This window comes from Flavobacterium ammonificans (assembly GCF_020885975.1).
In the GTDB taxonomy this organism is placed as follows: domain Bacteria; phylum Bacteroidota; class Bacteroidia; order Flavobacteriales; family Flavobacteriaceae; genus Flavobacterium; species Flavobacterium ammonificans.
The window spans coordinates 1,151,172-1,174,410 of record NZ_AP025183.1 but is presented as its reverse complement, the minus strand read 5'-3'; the positions used below and the strand labels follow the sequence as shown (position 1 = coordinate 1,174,410).

The window sequence follows — 23,239 nt, the reverse complement described above, 5'->3', positions numbered from 1 at the left end:
TTTATCCTGGCATTTGGGCTACCTCTTCACCAAAAACTTCCTTACGGATTAAAGGTAATTTCGATAACAATTGTTTCATTCCTTCCACATCTTGTTGCACTGTATTGTGCGAATGATAATCCTCAATGACCGAAACATCTTTCTCTCCTTCTGAAAAATACTGTGCATAATTCAAATCGCGGTTATCTGCTGGAATTCGATAAAAATCACCCATATCTTCTGCCTTGACCATTTCTTCTCTTGTACACAAAGTTTCGTATAATTTTTCACCGTGTCGCGTTCCAATAATTTTGATCTCGGTATCGGCTTTACACAACTCTTTCAACGCTTGCGCCAAATCGCCAATAGTTCCTGCTGGTGCTTTATTAACGAATAAATCACCTGGATTACCATTTTCAAAAGCAAATAACACCAACTGAACTGCTTCGTCTAAAGACATCAAAAAACGTGTCATTTTTGGGTCGGTGATAGTAATTAGATTTCCTTCTTGAATTTGTTTTAAAAATAGAGGAATTACAGATCCCCTAGAGGCCATCACATTGCCATAACGAGTGAGACAAACTGTAGTATTGGTTAAATTTCTTGAGGCAGCTACCGCCACTTTTTCCATTAAGGCTTTGGAAATTCCCATAGCATTAATAGGATAAGCAGCTTTGTCTGTACTCAAACAAATTACTTTCTTAACCTTATTAACTCCAGCAGCATCAATCACATTTTGTGTACCAAAAACATTTGTTTTAGTAGCTTCTAATGGAAAAAACTCGCAGGATGGTACTTGTTTTAATGCCGCAGCATGAAATACATAATCTACCCCTCGCATGGCACGTTCTACACTATTATAGTCACGAACATCTCCAATATAAAATTTAAGTTTATCACTTTTCAATTGGTTGCGCATGTCGTCTTGTTTTTTTTCATCACGAGAAAAAATACGAATTTCGCTAAAGTGGTTGGTCTGTAAAAACCGATTTAAGACTGCATGGCCAAATGAACCGGTCCCTCCTGTAATAAGTAATGTCTTGTTTTCTATCTTCATTTTAAATGAATTTTAAATACTCTATTCTTTTCCGTTAGGGTTGGATAGTTAATTAATACTGCCTTATAGGGTCCTTTAAAAACAAATAAGCTACCTGCTGCAACTCCAATTACACCATGTCTCTCAATAACTTTTTCAACATCACGCATTGACCCGGCTCCGCCTAAAACGGTTAAAGGGATTGAAATGACTTCAGCAATTTTATCAATTAAATTGAGATCATACCCTTTCATTACCCCATCTTGGTCAATCGAATTAATTATAATTTCTCCAGCACCTAACTGCTCTAGTTCTTGGGCAAATTTAATCGGATTAATCCCAGTAGCTTTTTTACCATTATGAGTATACACTTCATAACCACCGAAGAGTTTCTTTTTAATATCTAGCACCACTATTACACTTTGAGACCCTACTCGATCTGCAATTTGAGTAACTAATTCTGGATTTTGAATTACTGCACTACTTAAAGCGATTTTTTCAATTCCTAAGCCAAATATCTTTTGGGCTTGCTCCACCGTCTTCACTCCACCACCATAACACAATGGCATACGGGACTGATTGGCTAATTTTTCAATTAGAACATAATCTGGCTCCCTATTTAATGTAGTGGCATCAATATCAAAAAAAGCCAATTCATCTACTTGTTTTTCATTAAATATGCGCACTGCATTTATTGGATCTCCTACATATTTAGGAGCTTTAAAGTTCACTGTCTTTACTAAGCCCTTGTCGTGAAGTAATAAACTGGGAATGATTCTAGGACGCAGCATACTTATAAATTTGCAAAGTTGTGTAATAATTTTTCTCCGTATTGATGGCTTTTCTCTGGATGAAATTGAATCCCAAACACATTATCCGCATTTACTGCTGAAGTAAATGAAATTCCATAATCAGAAATAGCAATACTATCCACGATATTATTACATTTAAAATAATAGGAATGTAAGAAATAGAAAATAGCTTCTTGTTCAAGCCCTTCAAATAAAGGATGCCCATCTATAGGGCTTACATCGTTCCATCCCATATGAGGTAACTTAGTTCGTTGTTGAATTAGGCTCTCATCAAATTTTAGAATATCAGCATCAATCCATTTTAACCCTTCAGAAGTTCCTTCATCACTTCTATTCCCCATCATCTGCATCCCCACACAAATCCCAATTATTGGGATTTTCTTTTCTAATACCAACTCATCTAATTTGTGACGCATCCCAGAATTATTTAATTGCAACATGGCATAATCAAAAGCGCCAACCCCTGGTAAAATTAACTTTTGAGCATCTTCTAAATCAGCAGCCGTTTTAGCAATTTTGGTTGGTATATCTAATCGCTTATACACATTTTGAAAAGCAAAAATATTACCTACACCATAATCAATTAATGTAATCATCTGAACAATCTTTTTTCTAATCCCATTTTTTGCATTACATCAGCTCCAAAATTGAGTAATTTAATTTTAGTCTTGTAATCGTAAAATGTTTTGTTTTCTCCATCAAAAATAGCTTGCAGTTCTGGTCGAGTTAAATCTAATTTATCCGCTACATAATCAAACTCTTTTTGCAAAAATTCTTCTGAAAGTTCTGGTTTTGCAATACGCTCTAACGCTTCTTCTCGTGTCATCTGCCCAGTCAAAATCAAACTGGAAAAATGCGCGCGTCTTTTTTCAAAGCCAAATTTTCTTGGCAACCAAAAATCTTCGTAAAAACGAGTAAAACGCGATTCATGATGTTTGTGTTGAAATGGTTCCCAGCCAAATTTACTTTGTAATAATTGTTCTGCGTCTTTTTTAATATAAGGGATTAAATTCAACGGTTTAAAAACCTGCATTCCTAAAATATATCTGTAAAATAATTTATAAGATAAAATATCTACCAATGGAAACGTTTTGAGCGGACGCTTTCCAAACTTTGAGTGAATATCTTTTACTAATAAAGTATCAATTCCAGGAAATCCACCCCATTCTTCAGGCTCACGACAACATTCGGTAGAATAATTACCTCCTGTAAGTACATATTTTATCTTATTTTTTCTAGCAAATTTGTATAAGCCTGAAAAAAAAGCATAATCTTGAGGTAAATCTTGATCAGCAATTTGAGATTTCAAAAAAGCGACTTGTAAATCTTTCATCTCTTCCCAATTGATTACTTCAGTATACAAATCCAATCCTAATCCATTGCACAGTTTTTCAATATTACCTACCGCTCTATCCGTATTCCAACCAGCATCTACATGGAATAACAACGGACGCAGCCCCATAATCTCTTTGGCTACATAAGCCACATAAGAGCTATCCAATCCTCCACTCAGACCAATGATACAATCAAAATTTCTGTTTTCACCATCGGCTTTGATTTTTTCTGCAGTACGCATTAATTCTTCATAACCTTTTTCATCCGTATGCCAATTGGGTACAATAGCCTCAATGTAATTAGCATAATAATCACTCTCTCCCTTTTCATTAAATACTATATTAGGATCAGAGGTATCCATTATGGTTTTTGCGCAGATTTGATAATTTCGGTTGGTATTCATTAAATAATTTATTTTTTTAGTATTTCTGTGTAAAGTTTAAAATAGTCATTAAACTTTATCCTCTTATCAAAATTTTCTATTGCACTTTTTCTACAATTGTCACCATAAAATTCTTTTCCATTTACCCTGATAGTATTTATTGCCTTCATTAATCCAGCAACATCACCCTGTTCAACGACTAAGCCCGTGTCTGTACTAACGGACTCAACGCTCCCTCCGGCCCTATAAGTTATAATAGGGGTGCCACAGGCAAGCGATTCTAAATTGGTTGTTGGAAAAGTGTCCTCAAACGTAGGATTTAAAAACACATCTGCAGCAGAATATAAATCTGCCAACTGCGCCACATTCTCAGTACGTTCTATTCCTATTATATTTTCCGGCAGTTTTTTCACCTGACTTTTAGACAGCCCAACCAGAACAATAGCGCATTGGTCATTATCTATAAACCCTGCTAATTTTAGAAACTCTTCCAGTCCCTTTCTTTTCTCCCAGGTACTGGCAACACCTAAAATAATAAATTTATCTTTTACTCCATATGTCTCTTCAATTGAAGCTTTGGAATCTTTCGGATAAAACACATCCAGGTCTATACCATTTTGAATCACCTTGCAAGGATAATCCTTCAAAAAAGACTCCTTTACTTTACCCTCTAGCCAATTAGAAACCGGGACAATTATCAGATTATCGACAGAATTGAAAATCCTCTTTTTATCTATGTAATTCTGACGGGAACGATCGAAAAAAAAACTTTTGGGATATTCATTTTTCTGTTCACAATCATAACATTGTGTTTTCCATTTATCGCACCCTACATATTCAAAATAAGCACAATGCCCTGTAAAAGTCCAGCAATCATGGAAAGTCCAAACAATAGGAATTTCGATCTCTTTTAGATATTGAAATAATATTTCTACATTGATAAAATAACCATGTAAATGGTGGAGATGAACAATGTCAGGTTTAATTTCTTTAATAATATTTATTAAATCTTTAGTTGCTGATTTAGAGCTGAAACAGTGATTATCAAAAATACGAGTCTCTAATCCATGCCAATATAAATCTAATTTGTTGCCGATCCTTATAACCTCTGACTTACTAGGATTATTGTTTCTGGCATAAGTGATATAACTTTGCCAACCGTTTTCAATTACTATTTCACCAATTTGCTCGGCAATTCTTCCAACTGATCCACTATTGACTTCTATACTAATTTGTAAAAGTGTTGGCATCTTAATTAACTAATTTTATCATATTAAAAAATTGATCAGCCATTACACTTGTATTATTTTTAAAATTTGCAATTTCAAAAATATTCTGTCTAATCTTTTTGACTTCCGTTTCATTATTAATCAAGAAAATTATTTTTGAAACTAAATCATTACAATTTCTATATTCAAACAAATATCCAGTTTTATTATCTTCAAACAAAGAAAATTCAGGACCATGATTATTGGTAGAATTATGTGTTATTACAGGTAATGAATAACCATATGCATTTAATAAACTCAGGCCTATAGGACCGGGATGTACAAATCCTTTAGAAATCAAAAACCAAGGGCATTTTTCTTCTTCTTCATAAACTTCACCTAAAAAACATATATTATTTTTTAAATTATATACTTTAGATTTTTTTTTCAATCTTTCTAACTCTGATCCATTACCAATAACTATCCATAAAATATCAGGAATAAAAATTTTTATAGATTTAACGGCTTCAATTGTCAAATCATGTTGATTTATAATATTAATTCTACCAGAAGATATAATAATATTATTACTATTTATTTTATGTTGTTGTTTAAATAAACTCAATTTTTCTTCATTCCAAAATTTAATTTGATTATTTATAAAATTTTGATTTAACCCATTGTTGATACTAATTATGTTTTTGTTTTTAAATCCCAACTTATCAAGTTCACACACATCTTTATCAGTATACATCAAAAAATTATCAAAAATTTTCCACCAAGTTAACCTTAATTTTTGCAATATTCTGTTCCCACCAAATGTTTGAACATTACTCCAAATTATTATTTTCTTTCCCAGTAATTTAAATATCATGCTTAAAAAAGCTTGAGATACATGTCTTAAATTTCCATCAACAACGAAAATATCGTAATTCTTGAATAAATCAAATATTGGTAAAAATTGCAAAACCAAACTGTTATCATTGAAAGGAGAATAACTTTTTAATAAATACACCCTATCTCCATATTTTTTGTGAATAGATTTTATATTTTCTCCAACTTGTTTATCTTGACAAAAAACTTTAATATCAAATCTAGAATCATTTAAAATGACATCGTAAAAGTGCTCTCTATATGTAGGTATAATATTCGTAATTATTGCTATTCTCATGTGGTTATTTTTAAAATATTAAGCAACTCATTTAACAACTTATAATTTACTTTTTATTTTAATTTTGAAATAATTTAATTCACACAATTTTTTTGTAAAAAACAAAATATAACCTAGAATAGATCTTAAAAAATAAACTTGAAGAAATCATAAATAAAAAACCTTCAATTTTATATTTCATTACACTAGATTTTTTTAAACAATAAAATAAGTTTTGATTTTTTTTTAAGTATTTAAAAAAAAATGTTTTTTCAGATTTATTCATAAAGAAAATCTCTGCTAATGATGAATTTAATACTAAGCCAATTAAATTATAAAATTTAATTTTTATTTCATTAGCTAGAATATTTTCTTCAATAAAATCAATATATGAATTAGCAATTAATATTAAATCAAATGCTTTTTTTTTATTAACACTTCTTGTAATTGATTGAGGATTTTTATAAACATAATAAAAAGATTTATTTATGCACATAACCCTTTTAGCATAAAAAAACATTCTAGGTGTAAATTCATTATCTTCATGAAAAATATTTTCATAAAAAAAAATTGAATTAGAAATTAAAAAATTACGTTTGAAAATTTTGAAACAAACTGGAAACACAATCTTACCGTAATCTAAATAATTTAATCCTATTTGAATTTCTCTGCTATTTGTTTGAATTGTATTTCGCTTTTTATAGTTGTTGTTATTACAATCATAAGCATCAAACAATAAAACATCTAAATTATTATCCTTACTAGTAATATATAATTCTAAAATACAATTATTTTCAATCCAATCATCCGAATCTACAAACCAAATATATTCACCCTTAGCAATTTTTAAGCCTTCATTTCTAGCTATACTTAATCCTTGATTAGGTTGTGTAATAATTTTTATGTTTTTGTGTGTTTTAGCAAAATTTAAAGCAAACTCTAAACTTCTGTCTAGTGAACCATCATTTACAATAATTATTTCAAAATCTGAAACATCTAAATTTTGATTTACACAGCTTTCCAAACACCTGTGTATATACTTTTCAACATTGTAGACTGGAATTATTATTGAAATTTTAATCATTTAGCAATTATTTTTTTTAATATGCGTCTAATTGGTAAAATTAACGGAATTAGTTTCTTATTACAAAATTTTTCTAATTGAACTATTAACTCTTCTTTTAATGAATATTTAACTTCCTTATTTACACAAGATTTGTACAAATTCTTAATTCTTTCAGTATGAAATTGATCAATTCCATAAACTCTTGAATACCATGAATGATAAATTATCTTTTGGTTTAAATGATTATAAACAATTGTTGTGAAACCGTCATCATGCTGATCAACATTAAGATATAAGACTTTAAAATTTGAATTTAACCAAAGAAAAAATGGATAAAAAGGTTCATAATCATTAGTTAAATTATATTTAAAATGTAAAAAATTAGGCAATAATTGTTCGTAATCAATTTCATGATTGAGGAACATCGAAATATTACTTAAAGAAAACTGTTTTCTTATAGATTTAACGTCAAAAATATTAAAAAAAGGATTTGTAACTAAAGGATTACCGTTACGAATTGGGAGTATTCCTCCGTCTCTTACTCCACAATTAACAACTTTATTATTTATACAATATACTAATAATTCAAGGAGGGCATCATTATCAATTACAAATGCATCCTCATCAATATTTATAGCGTAATCAATATTATATTTTAATATATCATATAAATAACCTTGAGCTGTAGTATATGTTAGACGATAATGTTTAAAAGGTAGTGTAATTGTATTATCTGATAATTTATACAAATAATAGTTCATTGACCTTGTAAAAATTGCTATTCTATATTTACTTAAATCCATAAAAAAATTAATTGGTAATCCGAAGAATGAAAAACAACTGTATAAATATTATAGGGAATAAAAACAACCAAAACTTATATGTTCTTAGAGTAATTAAATAAAAATAAAAAATCACAAAAGAAAAAAATAAAAAGAAATCAGTTACTCTCTCAATTAGTATTACAGAACGAAACAAAGCAAATAATAATAAACCTACTAAATAAACATTTAAAAGTTTATAATATATTTTAGATTGTAAACTGTGTAAAATTAGTACAAAAGCCATTATCCAGAAAAAGATGAATTTTGCTGCTATGCCATTACCCTCATTTACAACATTCCCTTCATAAGATGATATTTTAGATACAGTATTAGTTAAATTATTTATTGTGTTAATAAGAGAAAACGTAGTATCCCCAAGGTTAGATGCTAGGTTAGTAAAATAAACAACCCCAATAAAAAACCATGTATAAAGATACGTTTTCTTAGTAAATTTTTTATTGGATGACATAATTAAAATAACTAGAATGCCTATGAGTATCGTAACATGAAAAAAATAGCCTATTACAAACAATAGACAAATTGCAATATAATCTATAAAAGATTTAAAAGATTTCAACGCAAATGTTGATGTAAAAATAATTATCGAAACAGCAAAGCCAGCTCGCAAAACAATGGCATTTGTATAAATACCAAAAAAAGCTATGTATAAAGTTAAAGGTAGTACTGAAAAATTTGAATTTTTTAAAAATCTATTTTCTCCTACGAAAATAAAATTACTATTATTTTCAATATCTGCTTTAAATAATTTACCTATCCGATTAATTGAGAAATTAACAATTATAAGATTAATTAAAACGATAATCATAAAATATAAAATGAAATTATCATCTATAATAAATTTTATAATCTTTGTAAAAGCTTGAAACCCTATTTCAAAACTAAATTTATCAAAATCATCAAAAGTGCTAGGATCAGTAGCATTAAAAAATTCTAAATAAGCTTCAGTATCAGGCACTTTGGTGCTTCTGTTAGCAACTATTAAACTAAATGGTATAATGATTAGCCATTTAATATGAGGAATATATGTTTTTCTCTCAATCAGACATAAAAAAAAACAAAATATTATAAAAAAAAATAAAAAATATAAATTCACAGTTATATCTTTTTTATTATTGAGATTAACTTATTTATATCATTTATCTCTGTTTGAAAAATATCAAAATTTTCTATTTTATTTATTACAAAACGGTCATAAATATCTTGATTTTTATTTAGTTCATCAATCATTTCATCTGTAAATCGTTTTCGTATTAATTTTGCAGGAGAACCTCCTATTATTGAATAGGGTGGAAATGCTTTTGTCACCACAGAACCGGCTGCTACCACAGAACCGTTACCTATATCTACACCAGATAAAATTATTGAACCATTACCAATCCAACAATCATGACCAATAATTATTTTGCCTTTTGAATAAGAGCCTACATTTCCACTTTTATATAACATTGGTTCTATTGGATAAGTCAATAATCGATTTGTAAAATGATTACCTCCTAAAATAAACTTAACATCTAATGCTATTGAACAAAAATTCCCAATTTGTAACCCTGAATTTTCTTTTTCATAGTTATAAATATTTAAGGGACCGTAAGAATACTTCCCTATTGTCACTAAATTTATAGGAAAAACACTGTTTACGGTAGTGAAATTATGTCTATTAATTTTCCTCCATTTAATCTTAAAAAAAAATAATTTTATCTTATAGGATAGAATAAAGAGAATTTTATTAATCATTCTTAAATTTATTTAGCAAATAATAACTATACAAAAATTCAATTATAGCTGCAAAAGCAAAAGCCAGTGGTAATACAAGCCTATTAAAGAAAAAGATCAACCCTATAAATGAAAATAAAACAAACCCAACTAATGCAATAAATTGATTAATAGCTATATATCTATACAATCCTCTTGGGATAAAAATAAAATTAAAAATTGCTCCTACAGTCAAAATAGTAAAAACGCTAAAACTTAAGATTATTAAAATCGGGTAAGATTCCAGCATATCAGTTCCTCCCATAAATAGAATTATATATTTTCCAAAAACAACAAAAAAAGCAACAATAAATAATCCAATGATATTTTCTAATTTTATGACCATACTTATTTTCTTCCAACTAGACGAAATCATTTTTGGAAATAAAGCACTATTTATACTAGATATTAAAGTTGTAGGGACCAAATAAATTTTCATTGCTAAATCATACAATGCTACGTCCTTCATAGAAAAAAAAGAACCTAATAATACTGTAGCTGATTGTTGTTTTATTGTATTCATACTAGATGATAAGAAGAATGGAATGGCATCCTTAAATGTAATTATAAGATTCTTATAAGAAATCAATACTAATCTGATTGAATAATTATTCATTATAATAACCATTGCAATAACCCCACTCAAAAAACCTGTTAATACAGAAATAAAAGCAAAATAAATTATATCATCTGGTGTTGCTACAAATAAAAATATCAATGGCAATGAAATTATTTTTAATGTCAACTGAATAAATGTAACAACTCTCATTTTTTGAATAGCCTGAAAATACCAAGTTGGGAATAAAATATTTGAAAACACTTGAAAATAACAAATTATAAACAACCAATTATTCGATTTGAAAATTGGAACCACTTTCAATAAGACTACAAAAATAATTGAAGAAATTATTGATAAAATAATCTTACTAAAAAAAACTGATGAAAAAACTTCTGAGTGTATTTTTTTATCATTAGGATTTTGTGAAATTATTTTCAAAGCAGGTGTGTCAAATCCAAACTGAACAAAACTTACAAAAAAAACTGAAATTGAAAAAGCATAAACATAACTTCCGTAACTATTAGCTCCTAATGTTCCTATTAAAAAAGGATAAATAAGTAGGTAAAATATAGAATTAAGGATTTGTAGTAAAGTCATAAAAAAATAATTTTCAATTACTTTTTTATTATTTATTATTATTATTTTTAAATTATTATATATTTCTATCGTTTTTAACATTAATTATTTAGTAAATATTACAATCTCCAATAATTTTTATAATCCGCAGCATTTAATACTCCCTTGATATCAAACATGTATAACTCATCTTTTGATAATTTTTCGAAATCGGCGACAGACATTTGAATGTATTCTTTATGACCTACAGCCAATAAAATTACATCATAATCTCCTATGGGTTGATCAATTAGACTTATTCCATATTCATGTGCCAATTCATTTGGATTTCCATGTGGATCTACTACATGTACTTGTATAGAATAATCCATTAATTCACGAACTAAATCCACTACTTTTGAATTTCGGATATCTGAAACGTCTTCTTTGAAAGTTACTCCCATAACTAAAGCTCTCGATTTTCCAGGATTTTTATCTTGTTCAATCAAGGATTGCACAATGCGTTTAGCAATAAAAGTCGGAATAAAATCATTCACACGACGACCGGCGGCAATTACCTGAGGATCAATGCCTATTTTTTTAGCTTTATGAATCAAATAAAACGGATCTACACTAATGCAATGCCCTCCTACCAATCCAGGTTGATATTTATGGAAATTCCATTTGGTTCCTGCCGCTTCAATAACCGCCTTGGTATCAATATCCATCTTATCAAAAATAATAGCTAATTCATTAATAAGAGAAATGTTTATATCACGTTGGGTATTTTCAATAACTTTAGCTGCTTCCGCTACTTTTATTGATTCTGCTTTATGCAAACCAGCTTTAATTATTGTACCATAGACCGCTGCAATTAGTTCTAATGCCTCATTATCACTGCCTGATACAATTTTTAATATATTGGTTAAAGTACGAACCTTATCACCAGGCACAATACGTTCCGGACTATACCCATATTTAAAATCAATCCCACCTTGTAAACCAGAAATTGTTTCCAAAATAGGCAAACAATCCTCCTCAGTACAACCGGGATACACAGTCGATTCGTAAACTACCACATCTCCTTTTTTCAAGGCCGAAGCTACACTTTTAGTCGCTCCTAATAGCGGATTCAGATTCGGCACTTTGTTGGAATCAATATCAGTTGGAACACCTATAATATGAAAATGTGCTAGTTGTAAATCAGCTACATCAGCTGTAAAAGTGATATCACAACCCTCAAAAGCAGAACTCTCTAATTCTTTAGAAGGATCTATACCTTTTTGCATCAAAGCAATTCGTTCTTGATTGATATCAAAACCAATTACTTTGAAATGCTTAGCAAATTCTAGTGCTAAAGGTAAACCAACGTATCCTAAGCCAGTTACAGAAATGCATTTCTCTTTTTTTATTAATGAATCTAATAAATTTGACATTGAATCTATATTGAAATTAATCTAATTGTATTTTTTTAAAAACTGCCCTAAAAACTAATACGAATATGGTAAAAAATCCACCTAAAATTCCACCCAACAAGATTCCTTTCGCTTTACCAAATTTATCTTTAGGCAAAGGTAAAATAGGTCGGTCAATCACTTGAATTAATGGTGTTTCTTTTCTTAGAGTAACCTTGGCTAATTCTGATTGTTTGACTAATTCAGTTAAAATAGCGGTATTGGCTTGTACATCTATTTGGCGCCTCGCTGTTGGAGTTTTGTTTACATTCATAGCAGGATTCAACATGAAGGTATTGTCATTGGCAACCGCCACACCTGTAATCGCACCATTCAATTCGGCACGAATAGAATCCCGTTGCTTAATCAAAATAGCCATATTCATACGGGCTTTTTTACTTTTGGTATCCACATAAAAATCAGACACTTCCTGAACTAAAGCTTCTGTAAATGCCTTGGCAAAAGTTTCATCTTCTGATAGTACTTCAATTGTAGTGACAGCTACTTTTTTATCTTTCTGGGCAATTTTAAACCTATTCTTTAGTAAATCATCATGAATTTCACCCATAATACTGTCGTGTACCCGCGAAAAATACTTGCGCTTAGTCAAAGGCGGAAATTGTATGGATTTCATTTTTGGATTGTCGCTCCAACTCTCGCGTGAACCATTAATGCGCAAGTACATTTCAGCTAAGGAAATCGTATCATTTCCTGATACAACGGGCTGCATTAAAGTTTTCTCCACAATAGTTCTCGATTTGAATAATTCATTTAAATTGGATCCTGAAAAAGCACCTCCACCACTACCACCACCTAAATCCAAACCCAGAGAACTGGCTAATCCCAAGGCACTGCCTAATCCTCCACCTGCTGATTTATCATCTTCTAAGGCAAAAGACAAGCTTGCGGTATATACAGACTTAGTCGTTAAGGAATAGGCTAATCCAATACTAGCTCCTACTAGTCCTGCTAGTACAATTACTTTCCATTGCGATAGGAGATACTGGTACCATTCTTTGGCTTTGTCCAGTAGTTCTCTTAATGATATTTCGTCGTTTTCCATTGTAGTTGATGGTTTTTGGTTGTAGGTTGTAGGTTGACTGAGGCACTCGAAGTCAACATTTATTGTTTTTTGCTTGTCATTGCGAACGTAGTGAAGTAATCTTCTCACTATTTATTCGTAAATTATTTTTATTAGTTGTTGTCAGTTGTCGGTTGTAGGTTGACTGAGGCACTCGAAGTCAACATTTATTGTTTTTTGCTTGTCATTGCGAACGCAGTGAAGTAATCTTCTCACTATTTATTCGTAAATTATTTTTATTTGTTGTTGTCAGTTGTCGGTTGTAGGTTGACTGAGGCACTCGAAGTCAACATTTATTGTTTTTTGCTTGTCATTGCGAACGCAGTGAAGCTATCTTCTCACCGCACCCGAGCGTAGCGAACGGACGGAGTAGATTTGCAGATTATTATTATTTGTTGTTGTCTGTTGTCGGTTGTAGGTTGACTGAGGCACTCGAAGTCAACATTTATTGTTTTTTGCTTGTCATTGCGAACGAAGTGAAGCAATCTTTTCACCGCACCCGAGCGAAGCGAACGGACGGAGTAGATTCGCAGATTATTATTATTTGTTGTTGTCAGTTGTCGGTTGACTTCGGGAGCCTCAGTCAACGCTTATTTTTGTTGATTGTTTTCTGTCATTGCGAACGTAGTGAAGCAATCTCAAGTCAACATTCTTTATTCATTGTTCAACATTCGTTGTTCTAATGTTGTCCCGAAGCGTCGGGATTCAATATTGAATTTTGAATAATGAATGACTTAATTCGTAAATCGTACCTCGTAAATCGTATATCTAATATCGTACCTCGTAAATAGGTATCCTAGCCTACGCTAATATTCAAATTAGGCAATTCAATCTGCAATTTAACCGTTGCCTTTAATGCGGTAAAAACACGCAATAAGGTATCCATGGTAACATTACTAGCATTATTTTCAATCCTAGATATCTGAGCTTTCTGTACTCCAATTAACTTTCCAAGTTCTTCTTGAGTTAAATTTCTTTCTTTTCGAGTCTGTTTGATTGCTTTACCAATTAAGTCCATTTGAAGTTCATACTCAAAAATGTCACGCGAAACAGTACCTATCTGCCCGATAAGTTCGTCTTGTACTTGATCTAAAGTGTATGTTTTCATTTTTTCTTATTTACTAATTTTAGTTCTTCAAAATAATGAAGCTTCAATTGAATGGCCTTCTGGATTTCTTTGTCTGGGACTTTACTTTGTTTTTTTACGAACCCATGTGTCGCAATTACTACTGTTTCTGTTGTTGCTGTTTTATCCCAAAAAGCAAGTAGTCGATACTGTAATCCTTGATACAAAGTTCTAAACTCCCAAATATCATTTGATAATTTCTTAAATAAATCAGAATTGGTTTCATTTTGTGCGCGACGGATATTGTACAACACTTTTTCGTAATGCTTTCGATCCAATTGCTTCAAAAAATTAAATGCATCTTATAAAAAAAGGATTTCAAATTGGGGCTTCATCTTTTTTTATTATTGTGAGCAAATATAATTTAAGTTTCATTAAATAGAAACTTTTAATTGTAAAAGTTATTACAAATTGTGATAAGCTCTTTACACAAATTGATACATTTTCAAATTGTTAGATTATTAAATCGTATATCTAATATCGTAAATCGTAAATTTAAAACCATATAAGTCATATAAGAAAATATAAGAAAGTCGCTTTGCTCTATTAAAGTGCATGTAATTAGTACATCTTGAACACTTACAGCTGAATACTTTCTTTAAATTAACATCAGGAATTGTTACATTTTCAAATTTTCAAATTGGTACATTTCCAAGCTCGTATACCGAACTATCTAACTATCTAATTTCCCTAAAATAAAAACTGGATCGATATTTAACTTAGAAAAAGCAAACCATTTCTTTCCGAGATCTTTGAGTGAAGCTCCTAAATGATATATTGCTGTTTGATCTATAATTAGAAACCGATCGTGTGATTTATCAAATTCAATAACCTGAAGCGAACCATACTGTTTATTGAATTTTTCTACATCTAGTTGTAGCTGTCTGCTGATGTTTTTTATAAATATTTTTACTGTTACTCCTTTATTTTTCTTAGACAATTGTGTCAGTACTGTTTCGTCGATGTAATTATCAAAAAGAAAAATAGATTGATTCGCTGATTTGATAATTTTTGAAATTAATACATGAGCATCAAATAGTTCTCCCTCAAAAAAAACACCCTGTTGCGGTGGTAAATTAGAACTTAGTAATAATTGAAATTCAGTATTTTTTATTTCAATCGAACTGACTTTTTTCTCTAAAACTTCAATTCTATTATTAATAGCATATCCTTTAAGTAAAAAGTCTTTTAAAATTTTGTTTGCCCAAATTCTGAATTGTGTTCCTGTTGTAGACTTAACTCGATATCCTACTGAAATAATTACGTCAAGGTTGTAAAATTTAATTTTCCGCCTAACTTTTCGTTCTCCTTCATTTTGAACTGTCAAGTATTCCTTGACAGTTGAATTTTCTTCTAATTCTCTCTCTTTAAAAATAGTAGCAATATGCAAACTAATATTTTGTTTGGTGGATTGAAACAATTGTACCATTTGTAATTGTGTGAGCCAAACTGTGTCGTCTTCAATTAACACATCTATGGGTTGTGATTCAATTCCTGATGTATACGAAATTAGTATATTATTTTCCATAGGGGGCATTTTATGGTAATTATATTTTATATGTTTATTAATAAAAGACTAGCATTTCGAATAACTAAATTAATACATTTCAAACATCGTAAATCAAATATCGTAAATCGTAAATTATTACACACCCCTAGCCCCTCTCAAGAGGGGAACGTGTAGTGCAATTTAGACGAATTGCTACATTTTCAAATTATTCAATTGCTCTATTTTTAGTGAGACTTTGAGCTGTCATTCTGAGCTTGCCGAAGGACTTTGTGAGCTTCGTGGTTAAATTTAAACCATATAAGTCATATAAGGTCCTATAAGAAAGTCGCTTCGCTCTATTAAAGTGCATGTAATTAGAACATCCTGAACACTTACAGCTGAATACTGAAAACTTTATTTAATTTGTAACACGAATTGGTACATTCCTATATCGTACTTCGACCCGAGGCGAAGCCGAACGGAGCGAAGCTAATATCTAATATCGTACATCCTACAATCTCCAATAATTATCATAATCCGCTTTCTTCAACACACCTTTGATGTCAAAAAGATAAATCGGTCCGTTAGAGAGCTCTTCAAAATCAGACGGTTGCATAGTACGATAGACTTGATGTCCCACCGCCAAGACGATACTGTCGTATTTACCTTCAGGAACTGCTTTCAACTCAATATTGTATTCATGAGCTAATTCTAATGGGCTTCCAAAAGGGTCAATGACATCTACGGCAATCGAATAGTCTTCTAATTCTTTGATTAAATCGACTACTTTTGAATTGCGGATGTCCGACACTTCTTCTTTGAAAGTAATGCCCATTACTAATACTCTGGATTTTCCAGGATTTTTATCTTGTTCAATTAAGGATTGTACAATACGTTTGGCTATAAATGACGGAATGAAATCATTCACTCGCCGGCCAGCTGCAATGACTTGAGGCTCAATTCCAATCATTTTCGCTTTGTGCATCAAATAAAAGGGATCCACACTGATGCAGTGCCCTCCTACTAAACCCGGTTGATAGGGATGGAAATTCCATTTCGTTCCCGCTGCAGCTAGCACCGCTTGGGTATCAATACCCATTTTGTCAAAAATAATGGCCAATTCGTTCATTAACGAAATATTAATATCACGTTGGGTATTTTCAATCACCTTAGCTGCTTCGGCTACTTTAATCGATTCAGCACGATGCAAACCTGCTTTAATAATGCTACCATAAATGCCGGCAATCAGTTCCAAAGCTTCGGCATCATTACCCGAAACTATCTTGAGTATGTTGGTTAACGTTCGCACCTTATCGCCAGGAACAATGCGCTCCGGACTGTAACCGTATTTAAAATCTTTTCCGCCTTGTAATCCTGAAACGGATTCCAAAATAGGCAAACAATCGTCTTCTGTACATCCTGGATACACTGTCGATTCATAGACCACCACATCCCCTTTTTTCAAAGCGGAAGCCACGCTTTTGGTAGCTCCCAATAATGGTTTTAAATTGGGCACCTTATTGGAATCAATATCTGTGGGTACGCCGATGATGTGAAAATGCGCTTGTTGTAAATCAGCAACATTCGATGTAAATGTAATATCGCAACCTTCAAAAGCAGTAGGATCCAATTCCTTAGAAGGATCAATCCCTTTCTGCATTAAGGCAATGCGTTCTTGATTAATATCAAATCCAATGACCTTAAACTGCTTCGCCAACTCTAATGCCAAAGGCAGTCCTACATAACCTAATCCGGTTACAGAAATGCATTTTTCTTTGTCAATAAAAGGTTGAAGCTTGTAGGACATTTTGGTTGTCGGTTGTTGGTTGACTTCGAGTGCCTCAGTCAACGCTCATTGATGTTGACTGAGGCACTTGAAGTCAACACTTTTTGTTTTTTGTTCGTCATTGCTAACGCAGTGAAGCAATCTCAAGTCAACATTTGCAATTCGTCCCGAAGTGTCGGGATCTACTATCGTAACTCGTACTTCTTTCTTACTTAAACGCCGTTAAAAACAACAAGGTTAAACTAGACAATACACTGGCAACTGTAGCAAATTCTCCAATCGTAAACGGTTTTTTCAATGGTCGTTCTGGCACAACAATTTGAGAACCAGGAATCACTTTCGGATAGGATCTAATGAACATAAAAGAATGAGATACCGCTGCTTTACCATTAGGATAAATAATATACGCTTTGCGTTTCCATCCTTTGGCATCAGTGCCTCCTACTGCATTCAAATAGTATTTAAATCCACGTCCACCGTTGTACGGAATTTCGGAGTTCAACAAGACATTACCCGTTACTTTTACACCTTCATTGAAAGTCGCTACTTCAATTTCATCTCCAGGCAATAAACTAATGTTGGCGCTACGTTTTGGATTGCGCACCACCGCTTTCCAATCTACTGGAATTATGGTGTACTGTATTTCTTCTGTTAATTTTTTGGTCAATTTATCGCTGGTAGTTCCCTCTGCAGTATTGGCTACGCTAAAATCTGCCGCTGCTATTTCTTCTATTTGTTTGGACTGAATTGGTCGTTTCACTCGTACACCATAAACATTGGCTAGACTCGTTAATCCACCTGCTCTTTGGATCACCGAGAAAACACGCTCTCTTTTGGTAGCCAAAACATATTTTCCAGTATAATTCACCGCTCCTGTTACCGATACCATTTCTGGTTTTTCGTACAGAGCCATTCTTCTAATATTGATAACATCAAAAGGAGCCAAAATGAAGTTTTCAGCTTGTTCATTGTTCTCTGGTGTGATTTCTAAGGTAAACAACTCTACCTTATTCGGATTAGAATCATCAATGGTTTCAGCGGTAATCATTCTGGCAATTTCAACGCGTTTGGAAGCCGAACCAGTCAAACCACCAGCTTGTAATAATAAATCATTCAAACTCAAATTGTCCTGAAATTCATAGGTGCCTGGTTTTTTAACTTCCCCATCAATATTCACACTAAATTGTTCTTTGAACTCCAAAATAGAAAAAACAGTCAGTTGATCCTCTTTTTTCAATTCAATATTGTGCGCTAAGTCTCCCGCCAATGCTTTGCCTAGATTGACTGACACCGTTTCTTTAGTCAAATCCTCTTTAACACGAATGATAGTGGCTCTTGCGGTGTAAGCATCTTCTTTCAAGCCATCTGCTTTGGCTACTAAATCAGCCAATCGCATGCCTGGAGTATAGGAATATTGATTCGGTCTGAATACCGCTCCTTTGATTTGAATTCGATTTTCAAAACGATCTAAAATTTTAGTGATGGTAAACAAATCTCCCGAGCGCGGTTGGTAGGTCTTAAATTCTGATGCTTTGATGTCCTTGATTTTCATCTCTTTACCGTTTTTTTGAAGCACATTAACCGAACTGGTATAAGCGAATTCATTGAATCCAGAAGCAAAAGTCAACAAGTCATGAAAAGTTTCTCCAGCCTTCATTTCAAAAATACCCGGGCGTTTCACCTGACCTTCTACTGTTACTCGTTGGCTATAAGACGGAATACGAATTATATCCCCTTCTTTCAAACCTACATTATCCGATTGGTTTCCTTTAATTAAAAAATTATAAATATCAATTGTTCTGATTACTTTATCGTTTCGAACCAATTCAATATTACGGTAACTTCCGTTCTTAGCAGGTCCACCTCCCAAAAACAAAGCATTATAAACCGTTCCTAAAGAGGAAATAGAAAAATTACCTGGTAATTTACTGCCAATTAAAGTGATTTTAATCGTCCTAACACGACTCAAACTCACACTCACTTGCGACTGACCGGAACGCACCGTACTGTACACTCCTGCAATAGCATTTTTGATTTTTCTAGTAGCGGCTTCTACTGTCATCCCAATAACCGATAATTGCCCCACATACTTGATGATTACCTTACCTTCTACTGTTACTGGTAAATTGGCACTAAACTCCTGTACACCATACACACTGACTTGTAATTCATCGCCTGGCCCTAAAATATAATTCATAGGCGTAGCCATTTTTAAATTAGGCTCAAAGTTCAAGGTAGGTTTTTCAAACAAATCCGATCCAAATACCAAATTATTGATGGAGTCCTTTACTTTTTTAACATTGTCTATTTTTTCTTGTTCTCGTAAAGATTTACCACTTGACATTTCTTCTTTCGCATCCGATTCTACTCCAGCTGTAGTTGTTAATTTGGTAGCCGCTCCTAATCGCGCTTTTAATTTTTCAAACTCTGATGCAGGCATTCCCTTGGCTAAAGCAATGGGTTCGGCTTCTTCAATGGTTATTTTATTGGATGCCAATTGCGTTCTAATTTTTTGAATTTCAATATCCGATAGAAAATCAACATTAATAGCACTTAAATTAGCGCTATTCAACAAATCTTGAGCCGCAACTCCTGAACTTTGCACTAAGGCAAAAAATAAAAAAGTGATAGAGAGTAATTTTTTCATGTTGTAAAATGTATCAATGTGTAAATGAAACAATGTAGCAATTGTTCAATTGTTATTGTAGTAGTTGGGAATTTTCTTTTTCTAATTGGTTATAAACATATTTCACATCCTGTGATTGTTCTTTTTGCAAAATCAAATTGGCATCAGGCGTACTCACAAAAATAGTATTTTTCAACCCAATAAAAGTAGAAAAAACATTCGTACCAATAGCCATATTCCCTTGAGCATCAACTGGTTGACCATGCGCTAATAAATACTCATAGACGGACTCAAACGATCCCAAATCAGACCAAGCAAATTTTGAAGCCACTACTTTGATTCTTTTGGAACGTTCCATCACCGCATAGTCAATACTAATAGAAGGAATAGTCAAGGATAAATCCAAATCCAATTGTCCGTTTTGATTTGCTTCCCAAGCTACTTGAGCAGCCGCATACACTTCGGGTTCAAATTTTTGTAATTCGTCTAACAATACACTTGCTTTAAAGCAAAACATACCGCTATTCCACAAAAAATTACCTCTTGAGATAAAATCAATAGCGGTGGCTTTATTGGGTTTTTCTCGAAATGAAAGTACAGAATCATCTTTGTATTCAATATAACCAAAGCCCGTTTCGGGTTGAGTAGGTACAATACCAAAAGTAACGATTGAATTTTCTTTTGCTTTGGCAATAGCAGCTGTAATGGCGCTCTCGTAAGCTTCGGTATCGTCAATAATATGATCAGAGGGGGTTACAATTAAAACGTCTTCAGCTTGAGCAGCAAAGGCAGCAAAAGCAATCGCAGCAGCTGTATTTCTTGGCGTCGCTTCTACAATGTCAATATAGGGCGTCTGGGTTTTGTCCAAAACCTTGCGACTCAAATGACAATTGTCTACATTACCCACTACCATGACTTGATCTACCAAATGGGCATTGCGAGCCACAGTCATTTCAAACAAGGACTTGCCTTCAAACAATTCTAAATATTGTTTGGGTTGGCTTTTACGAGAGAGGGGCCACAAACGACTTCCCACTCCTCCAGTAAGAACAACATGTATAATGGATTGACTCATTTTTTTAATTTATATTATCTGTATTAATTCGAGATTGCTTCACTGTGTTCGCAATGACTGACAACTGACAACCGAAAACAGACAACTGATAACTACTTCTTAGCCTGTTTATCTGCTACTTCTTGACGCAAACTGCTACTTGAAAAGCGATGTTCCCGTATGTTAAAATACAGTTCTATTCCTTTTTCTTCACAATAGGATCTTCCTGTGAAATTTTTGTTTTGGTATTCTTCTCCTATGATTCTTACATCAACTTTAAACGAACGTAAAATATCTTCCAAGTCTTGCTCTGTAGCATAAGGAACAATTTCATCCACAAACTTACAACCCTTCAATTGGATGTATCTTTCTACCACAGATTGCACCGGACGATTTTTGTCAGGACGATCTATAGTTGGATCGGTTTGTAAACCACAAATCAAATAATCACATTGTCTTTTAGCTTCTTCTAACATGGTGATATGACCCGCATGCAACAAGTCAAATGCGCTAAAAGTAATTCCTATTTTGGGTTTGGCACTCATAAAAATTTAGTTTAAATGTAAGTACGGCTTCGCCATTTCCAGTCACAAGTGGCGCTGGAAAATAAGCGGGATGTAGAACCTGGCAAAAGTAATAAAAATAAGCGAATGATAGGATGCGTTTGTAAAATTCAACCCCTATTTAATCATCAACAATACCTTACAAAGTCCTAAAATACTAATAATCAAATGAAAATTGTATTGAAACTTCAGAAATTAATCTACAATATCACTAAATATAGTGAGAAGAAATGTTGGATTTACGATTCGCGATATACGATATAGTGATCAGTGTTCAAGGGGTAAGTATTCAGGGGTTACTACTTGAATGATCTTCAATAGAGCGAAGCGACTTTCTTATATTTTCTTATATGACTTATATGGTTCAAATTTATTTAACCACAAAGAGCACTAAGTCCTTCGGCAAGCTCAGGATAATAGCACAAAGTCTCACTAAAAATGTAGCAATTGAATAATTTGAAAATGTAACAATTCGCATAAATACCACTAAACGTTCCCCTCTTGAAATCGAAGATTCAACGATTCCAAAAAATCAATAAAAACGAGAGTTATAGGGGCTAGGGGTGTGTAATTTATATAAACCATAATAATATTGGATATATCACCAATAAATACAAAATATATTATTACACTAAACCATTCCCCTCTTGAGAGGGGCTAGGGGTGTGTGACTTTTATAATCTATAATAATAGTGGATATATCATCAATAAATACAAAATATATTTTCACACTAAACTATTCCCCTCTTGAGAGGGGCTAGGGGTGTGTACATTTAAAATAATAAACTAACTTTATAATCCCAAACCTAAACCCAAATGTCAAAACGAAAAATCATCCCCTACAACCCAAAGCTAACTCAATTAGCTAAAAAACTCCGAAACGAATCTACTCAAACAGAAATCTACCTTTGGTTAAAACTAAAAGGAAAGCAAATGTACGGTTACGATTTTCATAGACAAAAACCTATTGACAATTACATTTTAGATTTTTTCTGTTACGATTTAATGTTAGGTATTGAAGTAGATGGCTACTCCCACGAAATTCTAGAAGTGCATAACAAAGACATAGTCAAAGAAAAAAGAATGAACGAATTAGGAATAACTATTTTACGTTTCAGTGACTTTGAAGTTTTGAGGGAGATGGAAAATGTAATTCGTGCTATTGAATTCTATATTTTAGAATTTGAGAAGACGAATACATCTTTAGAAGAGTGAAAGTAAGTAGTAGAACAAAAAACACACCCCTAACCCCTCTCAAGAGGGGAATAGTTCTGAATAAACAAACATACCTAAAATAATAAAGTATCTATCAAATCTGTTCGTTACCCTATAATACTATTTGAAAAAACTGGTCACAAATTGTGACTAGTTCAAGAAACAA

The 23,239-nt window shown here is 32.3% G+C and carries 21 protein-coding genes; 1 reads left to right on the top strand and 20 read right to left on the bottom strand.

Features of this window, described 5'->3' with window-relative positions; translation table 11 throughout:
• Nucleotide 1: 1 nt before the first annotated feature.
• The 20 genes from LPC23_RS05205 to LPC23_RS05110 form a co-directional block, all read right to left on the bottom strand.
• A complete protein-coding gene (locus tag LPC23_RS05205; protein WP_229328607.1) occupies nt 2-1,036 on the bottom strand; it encodes a polysaccharide biosynthesis protein in 1,035 nt (344 codons plus the stop codon).
• The gene (locus tag LPC23_RS05200) at nt 1,033-1,806 is read right to left on the bottom strand and encodes an AglZ/HisF2 family acetamidino modification protein (protein ID WP_229328605.1); all 774 of its coding nucleotides are present in this window, start codon (nt 1,804-1,806) and stop codon (nt 1,033-1,035) included. The genes LPC23_RS05205 and LPC23_RS05200 overlap by 4 nt, the downstream gene beginning before the upstream one ends.
• Nucleotides 1,807-1,808: 2 nt before the next feature.
• Nucleotides 1,809-2,423 carry an imidazole glycerol phosphate synthase subunit HisH gene (gene hisH, locus LPC23_RS05195; protein WP_229328603.1) on the bottom strand — a complete coding sequence of 205 codons (615 nt, stop codon included), beginning with the start codon at nt 2,421-2,423 and terminating at the stop codon, nt 1,809-1,811.
• Nucleotides 2,420-3,565 (bottom strand): N-acetyl sugar amidotransferase, encoded by a 1,146-nt coding sequence (locus LPC23_RS05190; protein ID WP_229328601.1) that lies wholly within the window; start codon nt 3,563-3,565, stop codon nt 2,420-2,422. Before LPC23_RS05190 ends, hisH begins: the two co-directional genes overlap by 4 nt.
• Before the next feature lie 8 nt (nt 3,566-3,573).
• Entirely contained in the window at nt 3,574-4,794 is a 1,221-nt protein-coding gene (locus LPC23_RS05185; protein WP_229328600.1) for a glycosyltransferase, read from the bottom strand.
• Nucleotide 4,795: 1 nt separating this feature from the next.
• A complete protein-coding gene (locus LPC23_RS05180) occupies nt 4,796-5,923 on the bottom strand; it encodes a glycosyltransferase (protein WP_229328599.1) in 1,128 nt (375 codons plus the stop codon).
• A gap of 79 nt (nt 5,924-6,002) precedes the next feature.
• Complete coding sequence (locus tag LPC23_RS05175; protein ID WP_229328598.1) at nt 6,003-6,986, bottom strand: glycosyltransferase; 984 nt, start codon at nt 6,984-6,986, stop codon at nt 6,003-6,005.
• The gene (locus LPC23_RS05170; protein ID WP_229328597.1) at nt 6,983-7,771 is read right to left on the bottom strand and encodes a hypothetical protein; all 789 of its coding nucleotides are present in this window, start codon (nt 7,769-7,771) and stop codon (nt 6,983-6,985) included. The genes LPC23_RS05175 and LPC23_RS05170 overlap by 4 nt, the downstream gene beginning before the upstream one ends.
• A gap of 7 nt (nt 7,772-7,778) precedes the next feature.
• A complete protein-coding gene (locus LPC23_RS05165) occupies nt 7,779-8,906 on the bottom strand; it encodes an EpsG family protein (RefSeq protein WP_255645270.1) in 1,128 nt (375 codons plus the stop codon).
• A gap of 2 nt (nt 8,907-8,908) precedes the next feature.
• Nucleotides 8,909-9,547 (bottom strand): CatB-related O-acetyltransferase, encoded by a 639-nt coding sequence (locus LPC23_RS05160; RefSeq protein ID WP_229328595.1) that lies wholly within the window; start codon nt 9,545-9,547, stop codon nt 8,909-8,911.
• A complete protein-coding gene (locus LPC23_RS05155; RefSeq protein WP_229328593.1) occupies nt 9,540-10,802 on the bottom strand; it encodes an oligosaccharide flippase family protein in 1,263 nt (420 codons plus the stop codon). The genes LPC23_RS05160 and LPC23_RS05155 overlap by 8 nt, the downstream gene beginning before the upstream one ends.
• A 17-nt stretch (nt 10,803-10,819) precedes the next feature.
• On the bottom strand, nt 10,820-12,115 hold the full coding sequence (locus tag LPC23_RS05150; protein WP_229328590.1) for a nucleotide sugar dehydrogenase: 1,296 nt from the start codon (nt 12,113-12,115) through the stop codon (nt 10,820-10,822).
• Between the two features lie 16 nt (nt 12,116-12,131).
• Complete coding sequence (locus LPC23_RS05145; protein ID WP_229328588.1) at nt 12,132-13,196, bottom strand: GumC domain-containing protein; 1,065 nt, start codon at nt 13,194-13,196, stop codon at nt 12,132-12,134.
• A gap of 814 nt (nt 13,197-14,010) precedes the next feature.
• Complete coding sequence (locus LPC23_RS05140) at nt 14,011-14,322, bottom strand: helix-turn-helix domain-containing protein (protein WP_229328586.1); 312 nt, start codon at nt 14,320-14,322, stop codon at nt 14,011-14,013.
• Nucleotides 14,319-14,627, bottom strand: coding sequence for a type II toxin-antitoxin system RelE/ParE family toxin (locus LPC23_RS05135; protein ID WP_229328584.1), 309 nt, complete (start codon nt 14,625-14,627; stop codon nt 14,319-14,321). Before LPC23_RS05135 ends, LPC23_RS05140 begins: the two co-directional genes overlap by 4 nt.
• A 386-nt stretch (nt 14,628-15,013) precedes the next feature.
• Nucleotides 15,014-15,868 carry a RhuM family protein gene (locus tag LPC23_RS05130; RefSeq protein ID WP_229328582.1) on the bottom strand — a complete coding sequence of 285 codons (855 nt, stop codon included), beginning with the start codon at nt 15,866-15,868 and terminating at the stop codon, nt 15,014-15,016.
• 472 nt (nt 15,869-16,340) lie between these two features.
• On the bottom strand, nt 16,341-17,636 hold the full coding sequence (locus tag LPC23_RS05125; RefSeq protein ID WP_229328580.1) for a nucleotide sugar dehydrogenase: 1,296 nt from the start codon (nt 17,634-17,636) through the stop codon (nt 16,341-16,343).
• Between the two features lie 187 nt (nt 17,637-17,823).
• Complete coding sequence (locus LPC23_RS05120) at nt 17,824-20,262, bottom strand: SLBB domain-containing protein (RefSeq protein WP_229328578.1); 2,439 nt, start codon at nt 20,260-20,262, stop codon at nt 17,824-17,826.
• A gap of 52 nt (nt 20,263-20,314) precedes the next feature.
• The gene (locus tag LPC23_RS05115) at nt 20,315-21,316 is read right to left on the bottom strand and encodes a mannose-1-phosphate guanylyltransferase (protein WP_229328576.1); all 1,002 of its coding nucleotides are present in this window, start codon (nt 21,314-21,316) and stop codon (nt 20,315-20,317) included.
• A gap of 92 nt (nt 21,317-21,408) precedes the next feature.
• Nucleotides 21,409-21,840, bottom strand: a complete 432-nt coding sequence (locus LPC23_RS05110; protein ID WP_229328574.1) for an adenylyltransferase/cytidyltransferase family protein — start codon at nt 21,838-21,840, stop codon at nt 21,409-21,411.
• A gap of 834 nt (nt 21,841-22,674) precedes the next feature.
• On the opposite strand from LPC23_RS05110, the gene LPC23_RS05105 reads away from it, so the two are divergent.
• Nucleotides 22,675-23,073: an endonuclease domain-containing protein gene (locus LPC23_RS05105; protein WP_229328572.1), complete on the top strand. Its 399-nt coding sequence runs from the start codon at nt 22,675-22,677 to the stop codon at nt 23,071-23,073.
• The last annotated feature ends 166 nt before the right edge of the window (nt 23,074-23,239 follow it).